Raw genomic sequence first — 23,506 nt, 5'->3', positions numbered from 1 at the left:
GCGCGCATTATAGGGCGGTCTTACCGATGTTGAGTACATTTCCTACTGGTCATCCGACCAAGCCTGCTTTAATAGCCGACCTAGTAGCAAGATAAGAGCTACAAGTAATAAAGAAAGAACTTAAGCTGGCGATCGCTGCCAAACACCAAGCCGTTTTCCATGCGCTGTACGTTAAGTTAAATCCCAGTGTAGGATGCGCGCCGTTTGGCACCTGCCGAGCGATCTTCGTTCCACTCCTTTTGGAACCCGAAATAGTTATGTCATCGCGTAAATTTGGACTCAATCTGGTGGTGGTGTTGGCCATCGCCGCTCTCTTCACCGGTTTCTGGGCGCTGATCAATCGCCCGGTCTCGGCGCCCAACTGGCCAGAGCAAATCTCCGGTTTTTCGTATTCGCCGTTTCAACAAGGCCAATACCCGCAGAAAGACCAATATCCGTCCGACGATGAAATGCGTCGTGACCTGGAGATCATGAGCAAGCTGACCGACAACATTCGTACCTACTCAGTCGATGGCACCTTGGGCGACATTCCCAAGTTGGCCGAAGAGTTCGGTTTGCGCGTGACCATCGGGATCTGGATCAGCCCTGACCTGGAGCGCAACGAGAGGGAAATCCAGAAAGCCATTGAGCTGGCCAATAACTCGCGCAGCATCGTGCGGGTCGTGGTGGGTAACGAAGCGCTGTTCCGCGAAGAAATCACACCCGAAGAGCTGATCGTACTGCTGGACCGGGTGCGCGCTGCGGTCAAGGTGCCCGTCACCACGTCCGAGCAATGGCATATCTGGGAGAAATACCCGCAACTGGCCAAGCACGTTGACCTGATTGCCGCGCACATTTTGCCCTACTGGGAATTTATCCCGGTGGACAAGGCTGGCGAATTTGTACTGGACCGTGCCCGGGATCTGAAAAAGATGTTCCCGAAAAAGCCTTTGCTGCTGTCGGAGGTTGGCTGGCCGAGTAACGGCCGCATGCGCGGTGGTGCTGACGCGACCCCGGCTGACCAGGCTATTTACCTGCGTAACCTGGTCAATACCCTGAACCGCCGGGGTTACAACTACTTCGTGATCGAAGCGTTCGATCAGCCCTGGAAGGCCAGCGACGAAGGCTCGGTGGGGGCGTACTGGGGCGTGTACAACGCCGCACGCCAGCAGAAATTCAACTTCGAAGGCCCAGTGGTCGCGATCCCGCAGTGGCGCGTACTGGCCATCGGCTCGGTGGTGATGGGCCTGCTGTCGCTGGCGTTGCTGCTCATTGATGGCTCCGCACTGCGTCAGCGCGGCCGAACGTTCCTCACGTTCACCGCCTTTTTATGCGGTTCGGTACTGGTGTGGATCGCTTACGACTATAGCCAGCAATACAGCACCTGGTTCAGCCTCACGGTGGGGTTCTTACTGGGTTTGGGCGCCCTCGGGGTGTTTATCGTGTTGCTGACCGAAGCCCACGAACTGGCCGAAGCGGTATGGGTTCGCAAGCGCCGCCGGGAATTTTTACCGGTCGAAGCCGACGACGCCTACCGCCCGAAAGTTTCGATCCATGTGCCCTGCTACAACGAGCCACCCGCGATGGTGAAACAGACCCTCGACGCGCTGGCCAATCTGGATTACCCGGATTTCGAAGTGTTGATCATCGACAACAACACCAAAGATCCGGCGGTCTGGGAGCCGGTGCGCGATTACTGCGCCACCCTCGGCCCGCGTTTCAAGTTTTTCCACGTTGCCCCGCTGGCCGGTTTCAAGGGGGGCGCACTCAATTACCTGATCCCACACACCGCGCCGGATGCCGAAGTCATCGCGGTCATCGACTCTGACTACTGCGTAGACCGCAACTGGCTCAAGCACATGGTGCCGCACTTTGCCGACCCTAAAATCGCCATCGTGCAATCGCCCCAGGACTACCGCGACCAGAACGAAAGCACCTTTAAAAAGCTCTGCTACTCCGAGTACAAGGGCTTCTTCCACATCGGCATGGTCACCCGTAACGACCGCGATGCGATCATTCAGCACGGCACCATGACCATGACCCGCCGTTCGGTACTCGAAGAGCTGGGCTGGGCCGACTGGTGTATTTGTGAGGATGCCGAGTTGGGCCTGCGGATCTTTGAGAAAGGCTATTCCGCAGCCTATTCCCACAACAGCTACGGCAAAGGGCTGATGCCCGATACCTTCATCGACTTCAAGAAACAGCGATTCCGCTGGGCCTACGGAGCGATTCAGATTATCAAGCGTCATGCCTCAAGCCTGCTGCGTGGCAAGGACTCGCAACTGACCCGTGGCCAGCGTTATCACTTCCTGGCGGGCTGGTTGCCGTGGGTCGCTGACGGCATGAACATCTTCTTCACCGTGGGCGCGCTGCTGTGGTCGGCCGCGATGATTATTGTGCCGACGCGGGTCGATCCACCGCTGCTGATCTTTGCGATCCCGCCGCTGGCGTTGTTTGTATTCAAGGTGGGCAAAATCATCTTCCTGTACCGCCGTACCGTGGGGGTCAACCTCAAGGATGCATTTGCCGCGGCCCTGGCCGGGCTGGCGTTGTCGCACACCATTGCCAAGGCCGTGTTGTATGGCTTTTTCACCACCAGCATTCCCTTCTTTCGTACGCCTAAAAACGCCGACAACCACGGTTTTTGGGTCGCGCTCTCCGAAGCACGGGAAGAAGTCTTCATCATGCTGTTGCTCTGGGGCGCAGCCTTGGGGATCTGCTTCGTACAAGGGTTACCGAGCAACGACATGCGCTTTTGGGTGGTGATGCTGTTGGTGCAATCGCTGCCATATCTGGCAGCGCTGGTGATGGCCTTTATGTCCTCTCTGCCTAAACCGGTGGACGCACCGAAAGAGCAGCCTGCGGCATAAATTGACCGCAACCACTAAACGGCGGCCTCTGGCCGCCGTTTTGCTTTAAGATAACCGCCCTTTTGCGCCCAGCCTTACAGGCGCGAGCGTTCAAAGTTTGCTTCCCTACACGCCCAGCTTCGGAGTCCACCACCATGACGGCCCACGCCGACCTCTCGCCGACCCTGCAACTTGCCTGCGATCTGATCCGTCGCCCTTCCGTGACGCCAATCGACGCCGATTGCCAGAAGCTGATGATGCAGCGTTTGGGTGATGCAGGCTTTGCACTGGAGCCTATGCGCATCGAAGACGTGGACAACTTCTGGGCCACCCACGGCAAACACGACGGCCCTGTGCTGTGCTTCGCCGGTCATACCGACGTGGTGCCAACCGGCCCGGTACAAGCGTGGCAGAACGACCCGTTCGATGCGCTGATCGACGAACACGGCATGCTCTGCGGGCGTGGCGCTGCCGACATGAAAGGCAGCCTGGCCGCGATGCTGGTGGCCGCCGAACGCTTTGTCGCCGACTACCCGGACCACAAAGGTTCGGTCGCGTTTCTGATCACCAGCGACGAAGAAGGCCCGGCGCATCACGGCACCAAAGCGGTGGTTGAGCGTTTCGCCGCCCGCAAAGAGCGTCTGGACTGGTGCATCGTGGGTGAACCATCGAGCACCACGCTGGTGGGTGACGTGGTGAAAAACGGCCGCCGCGGCTCCCTCGGCGCCAAGCTCACGGTGCGCGGGGTTCAAGGTCACGTGGCGTACCCGCACCTGGCAAAAAATCCGATTCACCTGGCGGCTCCGGCGCTGGCTGAACTGGCCGCCGAACATTGGGACAACGGTAACGACTTCTTCCCGCCTACCAGCTTCCAGATTTCCAACCTCAACTCGGGCACCGGCGCCACCAACGTCATTCCCGGTGATCTGGTGGCGGTGTTCAACTTCCGCTTCTCGACCGAATCTACGGTCGAAGGATTGCAACAGCGCGTGGCGGATATCCTCGACAAGCATGATCTGGACTGGCACATCGAGTGGGCACTGTCGGGCCTGCCGTTTTTGACCGAGCCGGGCGCATTGCTCGATGCCGTCGCCTCAAGCATCAAACAAGTGACCGGTCGCGAAACCAAGGCTTCCACCAGCGGTGGCACCTCTGACGGGCGCTTTATCGCCACTTTGGGTACCCAGGTGGTTGAGCTGGGGCCGGTCAACGCGACCATTCACCAGGTCAACGAACGCGTACTGGCCAGCGATCTCGATGTGCTGACCGAGATCTACTACCAAACCCTGATCAAGTTGCTCGCCTGATGCTCGCCTGCCCTATTTGCTCTGAGCCGCTGAGTGCGGTCGATAATGGCGTGGTCTGCCCGGCAGGCCACCGTTTTGACCGTGCGCGTCAGGGGTACCTGAACCTGTTGCCCGTGCAGCACAAAAACAGCCGTGACCCTGGCGACAATCAGGCAATGGTTGAAGCCCGTCGCGACTTTCTCAACGCCGGTCATTACGCGCCTGTGGCCAAGCGCCTGGCGGAGCTGGCTGCCGAGCGCGCCCCGCAGCGCTGGCTGGACATCGGTTGTGGCGAGGGTTACTACACCGCACAAATCGCCGACGCCCTGCCCCATGCCGATGGCTACGCCCTCGATATCTCCCGCGAGGCGGTCAAACGGGCCTGCAAGCGCAATCCGCAATTGACCTGGTTGATCGCCAGCATGGCCCGAGTGCCTTTGGCTAACGGCAGCTGCCAGTTTTTGGCCAGCGTGTTCAGCCCGCTCGACTGGCTTGAGGCCAAACGCTTGCTCAGCCCCGGCGGCGGGCTGATGCGTGTCGGCCCCACACGCGGGCACCTGATGGAATTGCGCGAACGCCTGTACGACGAAGTGCGCGAATACGCAGACGACAAGCATCTGGCGCTGATACCTGAAGGCATGCAGTTGCAACACAGTGAAACACTGGAGTTCAAACTGCGCTTGAGCGAACCGCAAGATCGCGCCAACTTGCTGGCCATGACCCCGCACGGCTGGCGCGCCAGCGCCGAACGTCGCGCCGAAGTCATCGAACACCCCGAGCCTTTAATCGTGACGGTGTCCATGCGCTACGATTATTTCGTGCTTCAATAACCCACTTTACGGCCAGGGGCACACGCCCCAGGCCCGACTAATCCGCGAATGGATTTTTCAGACCCGCAGTGAGGACATCCATGCGCCAACCCGACATTGAGATTTACCTGAAAGAAACCGTCACCTACAAAGACGTAGAAGTCTGGCTTTCAGAGGTTCTGGGCACATGCTCGGAATGGAAAAAGAAAGGCGAAACCTGGAAATGTACCGCTGGCAACGTTCCCGTGACCTGGATGCCAAAAGCCGTAGGCAAATGGAACAGTTTGTACCTGGACAGCGATCAAACGCCTTGGGAAGACGACATCGCCTGTGCCCACGCCGCCTTCAAGGCACTGAACATCGAAGTGCGCTGCGCGCCGGGTAGCTGGGTTGAAGAGCAAGGCGAAGCCGACGCTGACCGCTGGGTGCGCATCAGCGAAGACGGCGAAGAAGAAATCACTTGGAAAACCGGCTCCTGACCCACAGGCCTTGTAGCCGCTGCCGCAGGCTGCGATGGGTTGCACAGCGACCCATCGCCTGAAAAGCGAAGGCCCTTCGGACCTTATCCAGCCTTGGGCAGCGGCTACAGGTTTTACCGTTACAGCCCTACCACATCCTCAGCCTGCAAGCCTTTGTCACCCGTCACCTGGTTGTATTCGACCTGTTGACCTTCAGCCAGGCTGCGATGGCCTTCACCGCGAATTGCGCGGTAGTGCACAAACACATCCTTGCCCTCTTCGCCCTGAATAAACCCGTAGCCTTTGGCATCGTTGAACCATTTCACATTGCCTGTAAACCGCGTAGTCATGCGTGCATCCCCTTTATTATTTTTGAGCGGGCTTGCTGATTCAGCCCATTGAGCACTTTCGCTCGAACTTATAGTTTGCTGAAAACGTCTTACATTTGATGGCGAAAGAGCATCGAGTATAAGACAGCGCGAAAAACACTCAATCAATATTAGTTCGCAGCTTTTTTGCCGATTTTCCAGAGATACGGCACACTACCCGCCCGAGTAAACACTCGTTTTAATCCACTCATGCAGAAGCCGTATGACCCGTTCCCCGTTCCGTCGTCTAGTGTTTGGCGCCTTGCGTCGCTTGCTGTACCTGTGGGTACGCTCGGAGACCATTAATCAGTCGTCCTTCACCCTTAATCTGGACCGCAGCCGGCCGGTGTTCTACGTCCTGCAATCGCCCTCCGTGACAGAACTGGCGGTGGTCGACGCCGAATGCACCAAGGCGGGCCTGCCGCGCCCGGTATTACCGGTGGCCGTGGGGCAAATGGTTGAACCTGCCGCCTTCTTTTACCTGACCCCAGAACCCGACTGGTTAGGGCGCCAGGACAAACGCGGGGCCCCGCCGACGCTGACCCGTTTGGTGGACAGCCTGACCGCCAACCCCGGCGAAGACGCGCAAATCATCCCCGTCAGTGTGTTCTGGGGCCAATCCCCTGACAGCGAGTCCAGCCCGTGGAAGTTGCTGTTTGCTGACAGCTGGGCAGTGACCGGGCGTCTGCGTCGCCTGCTGCGCATTCTTATTCTGGGCCGCAAGACCCGCGTGCAGTTCTCGGCGCCCATTCATTTACGTGAACTGCTCGACCATAACAAAGGCCATGAACGCACCGTGCGCATGGCTCAGCGCATCTTGCGCGTACACTTTCGCAACCTTAAAACCGCGGTCATCGGCCCCGACCTGTCGCACCGGCGCAATCTGGTCAAAGGCCTGGTCAATGAGCCAACCGTGCGTCAGGCGATTCTCGACGAAGCCGAGCGCGAGAACATCTCCCCCGATAAGGCCAAGGCACAAGCCCTGCGCTATGCCAACGAAATCGCCTCGGACTACACCTACACCGCCATTCGCTTTCTGGAAGTGGTACTGAGCTGGTTTTGGAACAAGATTTACGACGGGATCAAGGTCAACCACATCGAAGGCGTGCAAGACGTCGCGCAAGGTCACGAAATTATTTACGTGCCGTGCCACCGCAGCCATATCGACTACCTGCTGCTTTCCTACCTGCTGTTTCGCAACGGTCTGACTCCGCCGCACATCGCCGCCGGGATCAACCTCAACATGCCGGTCATCGGCAGTTTGTTGCGCCGTGGCGGGGCATTTTTCATGCGCCGTACCTTCAAGGGCAATCCGCTCTACACCTCTGTATTCAACGAATACCTGCACACCTTGTTCACCAAAGGCTTCCCGGTCGAGTACTTCGTTGAGGGCGGGCGCTCGCGTACCGGCCGTATGCTGCAACCCAAAACCGGAATGTTGGCCATCACCCTGCGCAGCTTTTTGCGCTCTTCGCGCATGCCCATCGTGTTCGTGCCGGTGTATATCGGCTATGAGCGTGTGCTTGAAGGCCGTACATACCTGGGTGAATTGCGCGGTGCGAGCAAGAAGAAAGAGTCGATTTTCGACATTTTCAAAGTCATTGGCGCGCTCAAACAGCGTTTTGGTCAAGTGGCGGTTAACTTTGGCGAACCGATCAAACTGGCGGAATTCCTCGACACCGAACAACCGAACTGGCGCCAACAGGAACTCGCACCGTCGTACCGTCCTGAATGGTTGAACGCCACCACTCATCGTTTGGGTGAGAAAGTGGCTCAGCACTTGAACGAAGCGGCCGCCATCAACCCGGTGAATCTGGTGGCACTGGCGTTGTTGTCCACCAGCAAGCTGGCGCTGGATGATCGCGCTATGGCCCGCGTGCTCGACCTCTATCTGGCGCTGCTGCGCCGCGTGCCGTATTCACCGCACACCACCTTGCCTGAAGGGGATGGCCGCGCGCTGATCGAGCATGTAAAGGACATGGACTTGTTGTCCGAGCAAAGCGATGCATTGGGTAAAATTCTGTATCTGGATGAGCAGAACGCCGTCCTGATGACTTACTACCGCAACAACGTGCTGCACATCTTCGCGCTGCCTTCGTTACTGGCCAGCTTCTTCCAGAGCGCTTCGCGAATGACGCGTGAGCAGATCCTGCGCTACACCCGCGCCTTGTATCCGTACCTGCAATCGGAATTGTTCATCCGCTGGACGCTGGACGAACTGGATGGCGTCGTCGATCAATGGCTGGAGGCTTTTGTCGAACAAGGTTTGCTGCGTTTCGAAAACGAGGTGTACCTGCGCCCTGCTCCTAGCTCGCGCCACTTTGTGCTGCTGACGCTGTTGTCCAAGAGCATTGCGCAAACCCTGCAACGCTTTTACATGGCGATTTCACTGCTGCTCAACAGCGGTCAAAACACCTTGAGCGCCGAAGAACTGGAAGACTTGTGCACCATGATGGCTCAACGCCTGTCCATTTTGCATGGCCTAAATGCCCCGGAGTTCTTCGACAAGAGCTTGTTCCGCCACTTTATCCAGACGCTGCTTGAAGAAGAGGTACTGCGCCGCGATGCCAACGGCAAGTTGAGTTACCACGAACTGTTGGGGGAACTGGCCGAAGGCGCAGCCAAACGCGTATTGCCGGCAGAGATTCGTCTGTCGATCCGTCAGGTGGCCCTGCACCGTGCAGAAGATGCCGCTGACACACCGCAGAGCGTAGGGTAAGTCTTCAAAACAACGCAGAAAGCTCTCGATCATTTTTCGACGACTTATAAGCAACTAGCCTTGGCATGTACCGAATGAATCGGCACATACCCAGGCTAGTCAACCTATAAGGACATCAAACATGACTCAAGAAAATGAAGGCACTCACGTAGAACATAACGCTCAAAACCGCGGCCGACCTGACCTTGGCGGCGACACCGAAACCCGAGGCCGTCCTGACCTTGGCGGCGATACCGAGACCCGAGGCCGCCCTGATTTTGGCGGCGATGCCGAAACCCGAGGCCGCCCAGACCTTGGCAACGACGCAGACACTCAAGGCGTACCGGACAAAGAAACACCTCCTGGCACCCCTTGGCGCATCGACCATCCGGACGGTGGCGTTCACGGCGGCAACAACGGCTAAGGCCACATCCAGCACCGTGGTCACAGCGATGTTGGCCACCCACCAGCGCCCAAGCCGCTTTTCATTGTTAGAATCCCTTCAGCTTCCCTGGGTGAAATCACTTGCTCAGGGATAGAAACGGAGTTTTCTGCCATGAAAAAACTGCTTGTGCTCAGCCTTGCTGCACTACTTGGAGCCTGTAGCTCAATGAACTCAACCCCACACGCCACACTCGACGGCGAAGTGTTCTACCTGCAACGCATCGCCTTGCCGCCAACCGCCACTCTGGAAGTCAGCCTGCAAGATGTTTCACTGGCTGACGCCCCGGCCGTGACCCTTGCCAAACAAAGTGGCCAGATCAAAGGCCAGGTTCCGTTGCCGTTTCACTTGAGCTACGACCCTGCTCAAGTCAAGCCCGGCCATACCTACGCCGTCAGCGCCCGCATTGAAGACAACGGCCAATTGCTGTTCATCACCACCGAACGCAATAGCGTTGACCTCAACGACAAAACGCCGCAACCGCTGCGTCTGCGAGTCGATCAAGTTCCAGCTTCATAACGAACCCTGTAGGCGCTACCGCAGGCTGCGATCTTTTGCACCCACACAGCTCTCATCCTGCGGCAGCACCTACGCACTCGGCTTCTTCACCTTGAACCACGCGGCATACAACGCGGGCAAAAACAGCAACGTGAGTGCGGTCGCGACAATCAGCCCGCCCATGATTGCCACTGCCATCGGCCCAAAAAACACACTGCGCGACAGCGGAATCATTGCCAGCACCGCCGCCAGCGCGGTCAGCACAATCGGACGAAAACGGCGCACGGTCGCTTCGATGATTGCCTGCCAAGCCTCCAGCCCCGCCGCTTTGTCCTGCTCGATCTGGTCCACCAAAATCACCGAGTTGCGCATGATCATCCCTGACAGCGCAATGGTGCCCAGCATGGCCACAAAACCAAACGGCTGGTTGAACACCAGCAAAAACAACGTCACGCCGATCAACCCCAACGGTGCGGTCAAAAACACCATCGCCACGCGTGAGAAGCTGCGCAGTTGCACCATCAGCAAGGTCAGCACCACCACGATAAACAGTGGAACTCCGGCCTTGACCGAATTCTGACCACGGGCAGAGTCTTCCACCGTGCCACCGACTTCCAGCAAATAGCCATCGGGCAGTTCGGCACGCACCCCTTCAAGCGTCGGCAAGATCTGCTGTACCAGCGAAGCCGGTTGCTCCTTGCCGTAAATATCAGCCCGCACGGTCACGTTGGGCAGACGGTTGCGGTGCCAGATAATCCCTTCTTCGAACCCGTATTCAAGCGTGGCGATTTGCGACAAGGCAACGCTCTGGCCGTTATCGGTCGGCACGGCCAGACTCGGCAGCAACGTCAATTGCGTACGTTCTTGGGGCGTGCCGCGCAGCAGGATTTCGATCAATTCGTTGTCTTCGCGATATTGGCTGACCGTCGAACCCAGCAGCGTGCTTTGCAAAAACCGCGACACGTTAGCAGTGCTCACGCCCAAGGCCCGTGCACGGTCCTGGTCAATATTGAGATACACCACTTTGCTCGGTTCTTCCCAATCCAGGTGCACGTTCACCACATGAGGGTTTTCACGCACCTTCGCCGCAACTTTACGCGCCAGTGCCCGTACCTCCTCGATGTGCTCACCCGTGACCCGAAACTGCACCGGGTAGCCCACGGGCGGGCCGTTTTCCAGGCGCGTCACCCGCGAGCGCACCGTCGGGAATTGCTCGTTCAAGGTGTCAATCAGCCAACTGCGCAGGCGCTCGCGGTCTTCAATGCTGCTGGCCAGCACCACAAACTGCGCGAAGCTGGCCGCAGGCAATTGTTGGTCCAGCGGCAAGTAGTAACGCGGCGAACCGGTCCCGGCGTAGGCCACGTAGTTGACGATGCCGGGATGGTCTTTGAGCAAGGCTTCCAAACGCTCAACCTGCTCAGTGGTGTTGCTCAAAGACGCGCCTTCGGCCAGCTTCAAGTCCACCATCAGTTCCAGACGGCTCGATGCCGGAAAGAATTGCTGGGGCACGTACTTGAACACCACCACCGAACCGATAAACAGCAGCACGGTCAGCGTAATCACGGTTTTGCGCCGCCGCACACACCACTCCACCAACCGCCGGATACGTTGATAAAACGGCGTGCCGTAAGGGTCTGTTGCGCCATCACCGGTGCCATGCCTGGCGGCATGGCGCTTGGCCAAATCTGGCAACAGCAAGGCGCCCAGATAAGGCACAAAGACCACCGCCGCAATCCACGACGCCAGCAGCGCAATGGTCACCACTTGAAAGATCGAGCGGGTGTATTCACCCGTACTCGACTGCGCCAGGGCGATAGGTAAAAAACCGGCGGCGGTTATCAACGTGCCCGTGAGCATCGGGAAGGCAGTGCTGGTCCACGCAAAGCTCGCCGCCTTGAAGCGGTCGTAGCCTTGCTCCATTTTGATCGCCATCATTTCCACTGCGATGATGGCGTCATCGACCAACAACCCCAGGGCCAGCACCAACGCGCCCAGCGAGATCTTATGCAGGCCGATGCCGTAGTAATGCATGGCTGCAAACGTCATGGCCAGCACCAGCGGAATGGTCAACGCCACCACCATGCCGGTGCGCACGCCCAGCGAGAAAAAACTCACCAGCAACACAATCGCCAAGGCCTCGACCAACACCTGCACGAATTCGCCGACGCTGGTTTTAACCGCTGCCGGCTGATCAGAGACCTTGCTCAGGTGCATACCGGCCGGCAGGTTTTTCTGGATACGGGAAAACTCAGTCTCCAGCGCCTTGCCCAGCACCAGAATGTCACCACCGTCTTTCATGGCCACGGCCAGACCCAGGGCGTCCTGGCCCATAAAGCGCATACGCGGCGCAGGCGGATCATTGAAACCACGGCGTACATCCGCCACGTCTTCAATGCGCAAGGTGCGCTCACCGACACGAATCGGGAAGCGCTCGATCTCTTCGACAGTCTTGAAGTTGCCGCTGACGCGCAGTTGCACACGCTCGGTCGGGGTCTCAAAGAAACCGGCGGTCGAGACCGCGTTTTGCTCCTCCAGGGCCTTTTGCACTGCCTCCAGCGGCAAACCCAGCGTAGCCAGCTTGAGGTTGGACAGTTCGATCCAGATTTTTTCGTCTTGCAGGCCCAGCAGCTCGACCTTGCCCACATCCTTGACCCGTTGCAGCTGGATCTGGATGCGATCGGCGTAGTCCTTGAGCACTGCGTAGTCGTAACCTTCGCCGCTCAGGCTGTAGATATTGCCAAATGTGGTGCCAAATTCGTCGTTGAAGAAAGGTCCCTGAATGGCGGGCGGCAAGGTGTGGCGGATATCGCTGATCTTTTTGCGAACCTGATACCACAGCGCCGGGACTTCATCGGAGTGCATGGAATCGCGCGCCATAAACGTCACTTGCGATTCACCGGGGCGCGAGAACGACACGATGCGTTCGTACTCGCCGGTTTCCATCAGTTTTTTCTCGATGCGCTCAGTGACCTGACGCGAGACCTCTTCAGCCGTGGCGCCGGGCCATAGCGTGCGAATCACCATGGCTTTGAACGTAAACGGTGGGTCTTCGCTTTGGCCCAATTTGGTGTAGGAAAGCCCACCGACGATGGCCAGCAACAGCATCAGGAACAGGACGATCTGGCGATTGCGCAACGCCCATGCAGATAGGTTGAAACCCATGGGAATTACTCCTTCGCCATGACATTGATCGTTCGGTTGGAACGATCAATAGGCCGTACCTCCTGCCCTTGATGCAGCACATGCGCCCCGGCGGCGACGATCCAATCCACAGACGTGAGGCCTTCCAGCACCGGCACTGTTTTCTCGCCATACGGACCAACACGCACAGCCACTTGCTCCAGCTTGTTGCCAAGGCCAACCCGCCACACATAGGCCGCGCCGTTTTCAGCACTCAGTGCCGACAGCGGCACCGACAACGAACTCACGCCCTCGTTTTGGATAAAGACCCGCGCACTTTGCCCCAACTCGGCAGGCACTTTGCCAGCCGTGAAGGCGATACGGGCTGCAAAGGTTCGCGACTTGGGATCGGCCGATGGCGACAACTCACGAATCCGCCCGCTAAACCGCTGATCGGGCTGGGACCACAGCTCAACCGACACCGGCTGGCCAATCTTGAACCGCGCGAACGCCTGCTCGGGCACGCTGATCAACACTTCACGCTCACCGTCGGCAGCGAGCGTAAAAACGGTCTGACCTGCGGCCACGACCTGTCCGACTTCCACTTGGCGCTGGGCAATGACGCCATCTTGCGGCGCGCGTAATACGGCATAGCTGGCCTGGTTGCTGGCGACGTTTTGCTCGGCTTGCAACTGCTGCCATTTGGCCTCGCCTGCGCGATAAAGGTTTTCGGCGTTATCGAACTGGGAACGGCTGACCATCTGACGGTCGAGCAACGTTTTGTAACGATCACGTTCGGAGCGCACCAGGTTAAGGTTGGCCTGTGCAGCCGCCACTTGAGCGCGGGTCGCGTCCAGTTGCAGGCGAACGTCTTGCGGGTCCAGCTCAGCCAATGGCTGGTTGGCCTTGACCCGCTCACCTTCATCGACCAACCGGCGCGTGACTTTGCCGCCGATGCGAAAGGCCAACTGCGGGTCAAACCGTGCGCGCACTTCGCCGGGATAGCTTTGGGTCGCCAGCGCCGAAGGTTGGGGTTGCACCACAATCGCCGGGCTGATGCTGACCTGAGCAGGCTCTTCATGCCCGCACGCAGCTAACAAAAACACCAAACAGACAGGCACAGCGCGGGGCAAGGCATGACGCAACATGGAGACGACCTTTCGCTTATAGGGCTTGGAATATTTATACTGGGCGGCATGTTATTAATACTAAACTCACCAGTCCAGTAATAAACGGAAATGTCTGACCAACCTTTAGTCCCTAATGCCCCCGGCCGCCCCAAAGATCTGGCAAAACGCCAGTCGATCCTGGATGCGGCCAAAATTCTGTTTTTGAGCAAGGGATTTGCCAGCACCAGCATGGACGCCGTTGCCAACCTGGCTGGCGTGTCAAAACTGACGGTCTACAGCCATTTCACCGACAAGGAGACCTTGTTCTCGGCCGCCGTGATGGCCAAGTGCACTGAGCAGTTGCCGGAGTTGTTTTTTGCTTTGCCCCACGGCGTGCCGATTGAAACGGTGCTGTTAAACATCGGGCGCGGGTTTCACACGCTGATCAACAGTGAGGAGTCGTTAAACCTGCACCGGTTGATGATCACGTTGGGCAGCCAGGACCCGAAGCTGTCGCAGATATTCTTCGACGCCGGGCCGCACCATGTGGTGCTGGAGATGGAGCGCTTGCTGGATCGCATCCACCAGCAAGGCACACTGCGGATCAACAACACCCACCATGCGGCCGAGCACTTTTTTTGCCTGCTCAAGGGCGCACCCAACTTTCGCCTGCTGCATGGCTGCGGCGAACCGTTGAGCGCGCAAGAGGCCGAGGCCCATGTGCGCGAGGTCGTCACATTGTTTATGCGCGCCTACAGGGCGGATTAACCCGGCGGCTCAGGGCTTGAGAGCTTTTTTGGGGTAGATATCGTAGCGGCTCGATTTGCCGTCCAGTGCATGGCTTGGTTTGGGGCCTGCTATGCACGGGGCCTTGCGCGGGCGCTTGACCACGACGCGGTGGCTTGCCAGCGCCAACGCCGCTTCGAGCAATGCTGGCGCATCGTTGTCATCGCCTACCAAGGGGCGGAACAAGCGCATTTCTTTTTTCACCAGCGCCGTTTTTTCTCGGTGCGGGAACATCGGATCGAGGTAAATCACCTGCGGCGGCTCGCCTTCCCAGTGACGCATCACCTCAATCGAATTGCCTTTGAGCAACTTCATGCGTGACACGATTGGCGCCACCTCATGGTCATCCAGACCACGAGCCAGGCCGTCTTCCAGCAGCGCACCGATCAACGGCTGACGTTCAATCAGGCTCATTTCACAGCCCAGGCTGGCCAGCACAAACGCGTCTTTGCCCAACCCTGCGGTGGCGTCCAGCACCCGTGGGCGCACGCCCTGCTGGATGCCCACAGCCTTGGCAATCATTTGCCCGGTGCCGCCGCCAAACAAACGCCGGTGCGCAGCGCCACCCTCTACAAAGTCGACACGTACCGGCCCCGGCGCATCGGCGCCCAACTGCTGCAATTGCAGACCGTGCGCACTGACTTGCAAGGCGAACTCGGCATCCGCCTCGTCCATCGGCAGGCCAAGGCGCTCGGCCCACTGCTCGGCCAAGGCTTGGTACGCCTCGTCCAGTGCCTGGACGTTGATTCGACAGCCTGCTGTTTGCTCACTCATTTAAAAACACGCTCAAAAATTTAATGATCGGCAAACGCTGCCGATAAATGAAATATCCGGCATTTTGCCAGAGCTGGGCGTCGACCGAGAGCTATGTCAGACATTCATTCCACATCGATAGGCTTTATCGCGCCAATTGGCGATTTTGGCCGTCACAATTCGCAGATCACGGGCAGTGTCAATCACCTGTGGAAGGACTTCTACGCCCAGGCATTGGTCGAGCAGTCCGGTACTGACGAATTCTCACCGCTCGACATCGAGCCGGTAGAGAGCGATGAAAACGTCGAACCCCGCGGCGGCAGTGATTTGCTGAGCAGCATCGTGACCCAGCGCCATTGCGACGTGATAGACACCGAGCTGCGCCCGCCCGAAGCGCTGTTTTTGCCCATTGCCGAGTTCGAACTGGACTTGTTGCCCCCCATTGCCAAGCCTTACCCGCCGGACGAGCTGTTCGCCCAACAGCATCAGCAAGATTTCGACAGCCATTGGGTGCGCCCGATCGTAATGGCCGCCGGTCACCCGCTGCCTGAACCAGGCCCAGCGCCTGAGCCGCGGCCTTTGCACCTGCCGATAGCAGAGTTCGAAATGGACTTGCTGGACAAACCTGCCGAGCCGTTCGATGCCATGACGTTGATTGAGCAGCAGCGCGCAATGGACTTTGATCTGGGCTGGGCACGACCGCTGATCATCAATAACCTGCGCCTGGCGGCTTAAAGCAGCCCCAGTTGTTCGCTCGTCTGCGGGGTGTGCAGCACGGGCAATGCCGGCATTCCCGGCAACCGTTCGCTTAATTGCGCATGAAAACGCCGCGCCAACTCGGGTGCCAAGTGATTATCCGGCGTGTGTAAAAACACATACGGCGTGCGCCCTTCTTCGATCCAGCCCGCAACCTTTTCCACCCACGGCAGCAAAAACGCATCGTTGGCTTGCAATTGCGGCCGACCGATAAAGCGCACCTGTGGAAACAAGGTAAAGGCCGCAGGACGCGGCGGCACACGAGGTTTTTTTTCTTGGGCATGCAGCACCGCGGGTGCGGTGGAGGTGCAACTGAACAATGCACGCGAGTCCAGACAGATGCGTTCGACACCGCGATCCCTCAGCACGCGATTCAACAGGCGCTCGGCATCGCCTTTGGCAAAGAAGGCCGGGTGGCGCACTTCAACGGCCAACGGGCGCTCCAGGGCGTCTATAAAGCTCACCAGCTCTGCAAGACGCTGAGGGCCGAAGCTCGCGGGCAGTTGCAGCCACAACGGTGCTACGCGCGCGCCTAACGGGCGCAGCAACTGAAGAAAGCTCTCCACGGCTGGCCCTTGGCTACGCAAATCACCGCCATGGCTGATTTCCCGCGCGAACTTGGCGGTGAAACGAAAATGTTGGGGCATGCTCTGCGCCCAGCGCTCGACCGTGGCCAGAGCAGGCGTGGCGTGGAACGTGGTGTTGCCTTCGACCGCATTGAACACTTGCGCATACAGGCTCAGAAACTCGGTGGACCGCGCGTTTTGCGGGTACAAGCCTTCGCGCCAGGCGTTTTCACTCCAGGCGGGGCAACCGAGGTAATACGGGAGAGGATTTTGCGTCATGGCTCAAATGTACAGGTCTAGCCCCAGCACTTCAGCGTCCCAGTCGACGAAGCCTGCCGTGGTCAGGTAACTGGTCAGGGCACTGGCGACTTTTTTGCTCATGACACGTTGGAAAATCATGTCTTGCTGACGGGCGGGCACTTGGCTGATGCGCTCACCGGAGGGAGGCGTGCGTGCGGCTTGCGGGGCGTTTTCGAAGACGATTTCGCTGTCTTCCACTGACTCGTCAACCAGCGCCTGGCCTTTACGCGGCTTGCGCTTGATCGGGTAAGACTGTGAGGAAAATCCGTCGATGCGCATAGCGATAAGCTCGGTTGCAATGATGGCAATTTAGCGGCACCGGCCGAACTAAGCAATTGCCCAAGTGAAGACTAGACTGCAAAAAAGCGAAAAGGTTTAAAGCCCTGCCCATAACTGTAGTCGCTGGCGCAGGCTGCGTCCGGTGGTGCTGGCATCGTGGCGTGAAGCTTTACCACGGCGACGCCGCCGCACGCAGGCTTCGTCAACTGCTACGGGGCCAGAACAGGGTGCTTGGGGGTGGCAACTTTGTCTCGCAGGTACACCGGCTGGGCTTCGTCGGCCACGATGGCTTCGCCGCGTGCCCAGGCAAATCGGGCCAGGGTCAGTAAGTCTTCAGCGTGCGGCAGCATGCCCGCGTCCATTGCGTACGGCTTAGGGCTCAAACGTTCGGCATAGCCCCAGCCAGTACCCGCCCCAAACCATTGGCCCGTGGCGTCGTCCGGCAGTTGCGCGGCTTCAGGCGCCAATACGGCTTCAGCCCCGACCAAGCGCATTTCACCGGCCACTTCGCGGTAGCAACCCCAATACACTTCGTCCATGCGCGCATCAATTGCAGCGGCCACCTGGGTAGCGCCGTGCTCGCGGTAGGCTCGCTGGGCCAGTACCGCGAGGTTGGAGACGGGCAATACCGGGCGCTCCAGCGCAAACGCCAACCCTTGCACCACGCCGATGGCGATGCGCACACCCGTGAACGCGCCCGGCCCGCGGCCAAATGCAATCGCGTCAACGTCCGACAGTTTGACTCCGGCCTCGGCCAGCAAGGTTTGAATCATGGGCAACAGCTTTTGCGCGTGCAGGCGCGGGATGACCTCGTAGTGGCTTGTAACCTTGCCATCGTGCAGCAAGGCAACAGAGCAAGCTTCAGTCGCGGTATCCAGGGCCAGCAAGGTGCTCATCGGTGTTCCCGTCAGAATCAGAATTTAAAAAGTGCAGCAGTATAAACAACAACAGCCCGCAAGCGGGCTGTTGTATCAGGGCAAATCGACGATCAGTTCAGGGCAGCAAGCACCTTGGCGGTGATGTCCTGTACTGAGCCAACGCCTTCAACGTGGCTGTACTTTGGCTTGCCTTGAGCAGCGGCCAGCTTCTGGTAGAAATCCACCAACGGCTTGGTCTGCGAGTGGTAAACCGAAAGACGGTGACGCACGGTTTCTTCGGTGTCGTCTTTACGTTGCACCAGCGCTTCGCCGGTCACGTCGTCTTTGCCTTCAACTTTAGGCGGGTTGTAGACGACGTGGTAAACGCGGCCCGACGCTTCGTGCACGCGACGGCCAGCAATGCGCTGGACGATTTCTTCGTCTTCTACGGCGATTTCCAGTACGTGGTCCAGCTCGACACCAGCTTTGACCAGTGCTTCAGCTTGCGGAATGGTGCGCGGGAAGCCGTCGAACAGGAAACCGTTTTTGCAGTCGTCCTGGCTGATGCGTTCCTTGACCAGATTGATGATCAGGTCATCGGAAACCAGACCGCCGCTGTCCATCACGCTTTTAGCGATCAGGCCCAGCTCGGTGCCTGCCTTGACGGCTGCACGCAACATGTCACCGGTGGAGATTTGCGGGATACCGAATTTTTCGGTGATGAACTTTGCCTGAGTACCTTTACCGGCCCCGGGAGCTCCCAGCAGAATGACGCGCATCGATGTGCTCCTAAAATTTTTATTTAAATGACAACAGACTCGCCTCTTTGGGCCAATCTCAGAATCAGGTGATGGCCATCAAAATGGCCAAGGGCTGACCAAGATACACAGCAGGCCCGAGCCACACAAGACGGCAAAAGTAGGAATAATCAGAGGCTGACAGGCCCGTGCGACGGGGTGTCACAGCGCGCAGCCTTGCAATAAAGTGCTGTGCCCACGCAGCCAGTGCAGGTGTTGGTGCACAGGCTGCGTCGTGAGGGGCACGGTCACTGAGCCGGTTTTTTCGTTAACCGGTGTTACGCAAGCCTGCCGCAATTCCGGCCACCGTGACCAACAATGCTTGTTCCAGAGGGCTGTCTTGCGCCGCTTCCTGGCGCCGGGAACGGGCCAGCAATTCGGCCTGCAATAAATGAAGCGGATCAAGGTAGGTGTTGCGCAAACGTATGAATTCCAAGGTTTCAGGGCTGTGCGCCATGAGTTGCGTCTGCCCGGTCAAGCCCAGTACAACCGCGCACGCCTGCGACAATAAGTCGCGCAAGTGCGCACCCAATGGCAGCAGTTCGGGCGTCACCAGGCGCTCGTCGTACAAACGCGCAATGTCGGCATCGGCTTTGGCCAGCACCATTTCCAGCATGTCGATACGGGTGCGGAAAAACGGCCATTGTTCGCGCATCTGCCCTAACACTTCGCCTTCTCCACGCTTGAGCGCGTTGTTCAAGGCCGTTTCCCACCCTAACCATGCCGGCAGCATCAGCCGCGTTTGGGTCCAGCCGAAGATCCACGGGATGGCTCGCAGGCTTTCGATGCCGCCCGCCCGGCGTTTGGCCGGACGACTGCCCAGCGGCAAGCGCCCCAACTCTTGCTCCGGGGTGGATTGGCGGAAGTACTCCACAAATTGCGGGTTATCGCGCACCACGCTGCGGTACGCCTTGACGCCATCGGCGGCCAACTCGTCCATCAGCACGCGCCAGCCCGGTTCAGGCAAGGGCGGTGGCAGCAACGTGGCCTCCAGCACCGCCGCCAAATACAAGTTGAGGTTTTGCTCGGCGATCTGGGGCAGACCAAACTTGAAGCGGATCATTTCGCCTTGTTCGGTGGTGCGAAAACGCCCCGCCACCGACCCCGGCGGCTGAGACAAGATGGCCGCATGCGCCGGACCGCCGCCTCGACCCACGGTGCCACCCCTACCATGAAACAGCAGCAGTTCGACTTGCTGATCGCGGCAGATATTGACCAGTGTTTCCTGTGCCCGGTATTGCGCCCACGCGGCGGCGGTGGTGCCGGCATCTTTGGCGGAGTCGGAGTATCCGATCATCACTTCTTGCGGCCCGTGCAGGCGCGCACGATAACCGGGCAACAGCAGCAGGCGTTCAATCACCGGGCCTGCGTTGTCGAGGTCGGCCAGGGTTTCAAACAACGGCACCACGCGCATCGGTCGTTCCAGCCCCGCCTCTTTAAGCAGCAATTGCACCGCCAGTACATCGGAGGCGGCACCTGCCATCGAAATCACGTACGAACCCAATGAGGCTTCTGGCGCTGCGGCAACCTCACGGCATGTGGCGAGTACTTCTGCGGTGTCTGCGCCAGGTTTGAAATAACCCGGCAACAGCGGCCGACGGTTGGCCAGTTCGCGCATCAGAAAGGTCAGGCGCGTGTCTTCATCCCACTCTTCGTAGCGCCCCAGGCCCAGATAATCGGTAATTTCGGTCATCGCCGAGGCGTGACGCGCCGCGTCCTGACGCACATCGAGGCGTACCAGAAACAAACCGAAGGTCACCGCGCGGCGCAGGAAATCAAGCAATGGGCCGTCCGCAATCACCCCCATGCCGCAAGCGTGCAGCGACTGATAACACAACTGCAACGGCGCCAGCAGGTCGCGGTTGTCATGCAATACGCTTTCAGGTGCAGGCTGGGTCACGCTCAGCGAGCTATGTGCCCAATTGCGGGTTATGCGCAGGCGCTCACGCAATTGTTTAAGTACGCCACGATAAGGCTCGACGCTGTCCCCGGCGGCGGCCAACAACGCCGGTGTGCCTTGCTGCATCGACAAGTCAGCCGCCAGTTTATCGAGGTCGCGCAGGTACAGATCCGCCGCCATCCAGCGTGCTAACAACAACACTTCGCGGGTGACGCTGGCAGTCACATTGGGGTTGCCATCGCGGTCACCGCCCATCCACGACGCAAAGCGAATCGGCGCGGCCTCCAGTGGCAAATGCAGCCCGGTGGCGGCGTACAGCGCCTCATCGGCCTTGCGCATCATGTTCGGCAAGGCATGCCACAGGGAATGCTCTATCACGGCAAAGCCCCACTTGGCTTCATCAATGGGCGTGGGGCGCGTGCGGCGGATTTCTTCGGTGTGCCACGCTTCGGCAATCAAGCGTTGCAGGCGTTGTTCGATGTGTGTTTTTTCGCTGAGCGTGAGGTCGCGGTGGTCTTGTGCAGCCAACTGCGCGGCAATGGCGTCGTATTTTTGAATCAACGTGCGACGGGTCACTTCGGTCGGGTGCGCGGTCAGCACCAGCTCGATCTGCAGGCACGCAACCTGTCGCGCCAAAGATTCGGCGCTATGCCCCTCAGCCAGCAAACGCGCCAGCAACGTGGGCAATACCAGCGATTCAAACGGCTCGGGCTGCCCCTCTTCACGGCGGTGGATGAGTTCGTACTGTTCGGCGATGTTGGCCAGGTTCAAGAACTGGTTAAACGCTCGCGCCACCGGCAGCACTTCGTCATCGTTCAAATCCCCCAGAATGGTGCTCAACTCCTCGCCAGTGGTGCCACGCCGGTCATCCTTGGCGCCTTGACGAATGTGTTCGATTTTGGCGAGAAACGCTTCGCCGTACTGGTCACGGATTGTATTACCCAACAGTTCACCCAGCAGGTGAACATCATCGCGCAAGCGTGCAGCAATATCGGTCATCAGCAATTTCTCCAGCAGTATCCGGGGACAGCTCGTGGCCCAAGAGTGCGTCGCAATCGTTGTGCATGGCAAGCCGCACGTGCGATAAAAAAAACCTGCACGCTGACGCGTTTCAGCAAGGACCGGACGCTGGCTTTTTAATGTTACCGCCTGCCCGCAAACCCTTATAGAACCCGGCGCACCCTCTAAATCAGTGCTTGGCATCGCTTTGATCGCGGCAAAATAGCGTGACTGATCGGTCACTAATAATTAGGCCATTAGCCATCTTTTTTTTTGAACTATTCAAAAATCGTTTCGGTCACACCCATTAACCATCACTGCCGGGGCAGGGATATCAACACTCCGGGTGACATCACAGGCAATCCTGTTTGACGCCACAGACGTGATGGAATTTGAAGTTTTTCAGGAGTTACCTAATGGAGTTGAAGACCATGATGACCCGCACTGTCAAAACCACCTCACCTCGCCTGCGCGGGCTAAAACTGGCTGCGTTGGCAATCGGTACCAGCTTCGTTTTGGCCGGTTGTGCTGGCAACCCGCCGTCCGAGCAATACGCAGTGACTCAATCGGCGGTCAATAACGCCGTGAGCGCTGGCGGTACCGAATACGCCCCGGTGGAAATGAAGTCGGCGCAAGACAAGCTCAAGCAAGCCGAGCTGGCCATGCACGACAAAAACTACAAGGACGCCAAGCGTCTGGCTGAACAAGCCGAGTGGGATGCTCGCGTAGCAGAACGCAAAGCCCAGGCCGCTAAAGCCGAGAAGGCCGTTCAGGATGCTCAGAAAGCCGTTCAGGAACTGCGTCAGGAAGGCATGCGCAGCGTTAAGTAAACGCCGCCCCTTTTTGCCTGTCTCTGCGACTTCGCATTCCTAATCGTTAGAAAGGACTAAATATTATGCGTAACACAGTACTGATCCCTGCCCTGTTGGCCCTCAGCGTTGGCTTGGCGGCGTGCTCGCACCAGCCAAACATCAACCTGGAAAACGCCAAGACCAACTTCTCGGCGCTGCAAACCAACCCGGAAGCCACCAAGGTCGCCGCCCTGGAAACCAAAGACGCCAGCGAGTGGCTGGACAAGGCACAAAAGGCTTACCTGGACAAAGAAGACGAGTCCAAGGTTGACCAACTGGCGTACCTGACCAACCAGCGTGTTGAAGTGGCCAAGCAGACCATCGCGCTGCGCACTGCTGAAAACCAGCTGAAAAACTCCGCTGCCGCCCGTGCTCAAGCCCTGCTAGAAGCTCGTGACGCGCAAATCCGTCAGTTGCAGAGCCTCAATGCCAAGCAAACCGAGCGTGGCACCCTGGTCACCTTCGGTGATGTGCTGTTTGATTTCGATCGTGCAGACCTCAAGGCCAACAGCCGTGACAGCATCACCACGCTGGCCAACTACCTGATCAAAAACCCGGATCGCAAAGTGATCGTTGAAGGGTATACCGACAGCAAAGGTTCGGCCTCTTACAACCAGGGCCTGTCTGAGCGCCGTGCCAACGCGGTTAAAAACGCACTGGTACGTGCCGGCGTTGATCCATCACGCATCGTGGCTCAAGGCTATGGCAAGGAATACCCGGTGGCCAGCAACGCTACCAACTCCGGCCGTGCCCAGAACCGCCGCGTTGAAGTGACCATCTCCAACGACAACCAGCCCGTAGCGCCGCGTTCGTCGATGCAGTAACAGCTTGATCTAAGCTGCGCAGCACACCACGCCCCCATCGTCGGACTCAATCCCGACAGTGGGGGCGTTTTTGTACGTGCGGCAGGTCAGCCTATAGACGTAAATCACACATAAAAATAGCCAATTAATTTCGAATTGCTCTAACCAACTGTCAGTTCTGACAGTTCTCACCGCCCCGTACCCTCTCTATATATGACGCTCTGACTGCACGGTTGGATGGCC

20 protein-coding genes are annotated in these 23,506 nt (G+C 58.5%); 11 read left to right on the top strand and 9 right to left on the bottom strand.

The annotated features are described in order from the left end of the window. The first annotated feature begins 257 nt into the window (after positions 1 to 257). The 4 genes from TU86_RS05785 (at position 258) to TU86_RS05770 (ending at position 5,402) form a co-directional block, all read left to right on the top strand. Positions 258 to 2,849, top strand: coding sequence for a glycosyltransferase (locus TU86_RS05785; RefSeq protein WP_048363344.1), 2,592 nt, complete (start codon positions 258 to 260; stop codon positions 2,847 to 2,849). A gap of 134 nt (positions 2,850 to 2,983) precedes the next feature. Then, a complete protein-coding gene (dapE, locus tag TU86_RS05780) occupies positions 2,984 to 4,135 on the top strand; it encodes a succinyl-diaminopimelate desuccinylase (RefSeq protein WP_048363343.1) in 1,152 nt (383 codons plus the stop codon). Further along, positions 4,135 to 4,944 carry a putative RNA methyltransferase gene (locus tag TU86_RS05775; protein WP_048363342.1) on the top strand — a complete coding sequence of 270 codons (810 nt, stop codon included), beginning with the start codon at positions 4,135 to 4,137 and terminating at the stop codon, positions 4,942 to 4,944. Before dapE ends, TU86_RS05775 begins: the two co-directional genes overlap by 1 nt. A gap of 80 nt (positions 4,945 to 5,024) precedes the next feature. Continuing rightward, positions 5,025 to 5,402, top strand: a complete 378-nt coding sequence (locus TU86_RS05770) for a hypothetical protein (protein ID WP_048363341.1) — start codon at positions 5,025 to 5,027, stop codon at positions 5,400 to 5,402. Positions 5,403 to 5,521: 119 nt separating this feature from the next. On the opposite strand, the gene TU86_RS05765 is transcribed toward TU86_RS05770, so the two are convergent. Continuing rightward, positions 5,522 to 5,731, bottom strand: a complete 210-nt coding sequence (locus tag TU86_RS05765; RefSeq protein WP_048363340.1) for a cold-shock protein — start codon at positions 5,729 to 5,731, stop codon at positions 5,522 to 5,524. Positions 5,732 to 5,972: 241 nt separating this feature from the next. Here TU86_RS05765 and plsB point away from each other — a divergent pair, with 241 nt between their 5' ends. The 3 genes from plsB to TU86_RS05750 all read left to right on the top strand — a co-directional run bounded on the left by plsB (position 5,973) and on the right by TU86_RS05750 (position 9,408). Then, complete coding sequence (plsB, locus tag TU86_RS05760; protein ID WP_048363339.1) at positions 5,973 to 8,468, top strand: glycerol-3-phosphate 1-O-acyltransferase PlsB; 2,496 nt, start codon at positions 5,973 to 5,975, stop codon at positions 8,466 to 8,468. Between the two features lie 121 nt (positions 8,469 to 8,589). Next, positions 8,590 to 8,871, top strand: coding sequence for a hypothetical protein (locus TU86_RS05755; RefSeq protein WP_048363338.1), 282 nt, complete (start codon positions 8,590 to 8,592; stop codon positions 8,869 to 8,871). A 132-nt stretch (positions 8,872 to 9,003) separates the two neighbouring features. Continuing rightward, a complete protein-coding gene (locus tag TU86_RS05750; RefSeq protein WP_048363337.1) occupies positions 9,004 to 9,408 on the top strand; it encodes a YbaY family lipoprotein in 405 nt (134 codons plus the stop codon). Between the two features lie 69 nt (positions 9,409 to 9,477). Here the strand turns inward: TU86_RS05750 and TU86_RS05745 are convergent, their stop codons facing one another. Together TU86_RS05745 and TU86_RS05740 are read right to left on the bottom strand one after the other, a co-directional pair. Beyond that, positions 9,478 to 12,549: an efflux RND transporter permease subunit gene (locus tag TU86_RS05745; protein WP_048363336.1), complete on the bottom strand. Its 3,072-nt coding sequence runs from the start codon at positions 12,547 to 12,549 to the stop codon at positions 9,478 to 9,480. Positions 12,550 to 12,554: 5 nt separating this feature from the next. Beyond that, a complete protein-coding gene (locus tag TU86_RS05740) occupies positions 12,555 to 13,655 on the bottom strand; it encodes an efflux RND transporter periplasmic adaptor subunit (RefSeq protein ID WP_048363335.1) in 1,101 nt (366 codons plus the stop codon). A 90-nt stretch (positions 13,656 to 13,745) separates the two neighbouring features. Here TU86_RS05740 and TU86_RS05735 point away from each other — a divergent pair, with 90 nt between their 5' ends. Then, positions 13,746 to 14,384, top strand: coding sequence for a TetR/AcrR family transcriptional regulator (locus TU86_RS05735; RefSeq protein WP_048363334.1), 639 nt, complete (start codon positions 13,746 to 13,748; stop codon positions 14,382 to 14,384). 9 nt (positions 14,385 to 14,393) lie between these two features. Here the strand turns inward: TU86_RS05735 and TU86_RS05730 are convergent, their stop codons facing one another. Then, entirely contained in the window at positions 14,394 to 15,176 is a 783-nt protein-coding gene (locus TU86_RS05730) for a class I SAM-dependent methyltransferase (RefSeq protein WP_048363333.1), read from the bottom strand. A gap of 93 nt (positions 15,177 to 15,269) precedes the next feature. Between TU86_RS05730 and TU86_RS05725 the strand changes: the two genes are divergently transcribed. Then, positions 15,270 to 15,890 (top strand): hypothetical protein, encoded by a 621-nt coding sequence (locus tag TU86_RS05725; RefSeq protein ID WP_048363332.1) that lies wholly within the window; start codon positions 15,270 to 15,272, stop codon positions 15,888 to 15,890. On the opposite strand, the gene TU86_RS05720 is transcribed toward TU86_RS05725, so the two are convergent. The 5 genes from TU86_RS05720 to ppc form a co-directional block, all read right to left on the bottom strand. Beyond that, positions 15,887 to 16,756 (bottom strand): DUF72 domain-containing protein, encoded by an 870-nt coding sequence (locus TU86_RS05720; protein WP_048363331.1) that lies wholly within the window; start codon positions 16,754 to 16,756, stop codon positions 15,887 to 15,889. The genes TU86_RS05725 and TU86_RS05720 overlap by 4 nt on opposite strands. A 3-nt stretch (positions 16,757 to 16,759) precedes the next feature. After that, complete coding sequence (locus tag TU86_RS05715) at positions 16,760 to 17,056, bottom strand: hypothetical protein (protein ID WP_048363330.1); 297 nt, start codon at positions 17,054 to 17,056, stop codon at positions 16,760 to 16,762. Positions 17,057 to 17,265: 209 nt separating this feature from the next. Continuing rightward, positions 17,266 to 17,952: a tRNA (adenosine(37)-N6)-threonylcarbamoyltransferase complex dimerization subunit type 1 TsaB gene (tsaB, locus tag TU86_RS05710; RefSeq protein WP_048363329.1), complete on the bottom strand. Its 687-nt coding sequence runs from the start codon at positions 17,950 to 17,952 to the stop codon at positions 17,266 to 17,268. 92 nt (positions 17,953 to 18,044) lie between these two features. After that, on the bottom strand, positions 18,045 to 18,692 hold the full coding sequence (gene adk, locus TU86_RS05705) for an adenylate kinase (protein ID WP_048363328.1): 648 nt from the start codon (positions 18,690 to 18,692) through the stop codon (positions 18,045 to 18,047). A gap of 286 nt (positions 18,693 to 18,978) precedes the next feature. Next, on the bottom strand, positions 18,979 to 21,609 hold the full coding sequence (gene ppc, locus TU86_RS05700) for a phosphoenolpyruvate carboxylase (RefSeq protein ID WP_048363327.1): 2,631 nt from the start codon (positions 21,607 to 21,609) through the stop codon (positions 18,979 to 18,981). Positions 21,610 to 22,025: 416 nt separating this feature from the next. Between ppc and TU86_RS05695 the strand changes: the two genes are divergently transcribed. Both TU86_RS05695 and lptF read left to right on the top strand, forming a co-directional pair. Beyond that, positions 22,026 to 22,439, top strand: coding sequence for a DUF4398 domain-containing protein (locus TU86_RS05695; RefSeq protein ID WP_048363326.1), 414 nt, complete (start codon positions 22,026 to 22,028; stop codon positions 22,437 to 22,439). Between the two features lie 65 nt (positions 22,440 to 22,504). After that, positions 22,505 to 23,284: a lipotoxin F family OmpA-related lipoprotein LptF gene (gene lptF / locus TU86_RS05690; RefSeq protein ID WP_048363325.1), complete on the top strand. Its 780-nt coding sequence runs from the start codon at positions 22,505 to 22,507 to the stop codon at positions 23,282 to 23,284. Positions 23,285 to 23,506 lie beyond the last annotated feature (222 nt).

This window comes from Pseudomonas weihenstephanensis (assembly GCF_001043055.1).
In the GTDB taxonomy this organism is placed as follows: Bacteria; Pseudomonadota; Gammaproteobacteria; order Pseudomonadales; family Pseudomonadaceae; genus Aquipseudomonas; species Aquipseudomonas weihenstephanensis.
The sequence above is the reverse complement of the archived record's forward strand: the minus strand, read 5'-3'. Positions and strand labels throughout refer to the sequence as shown.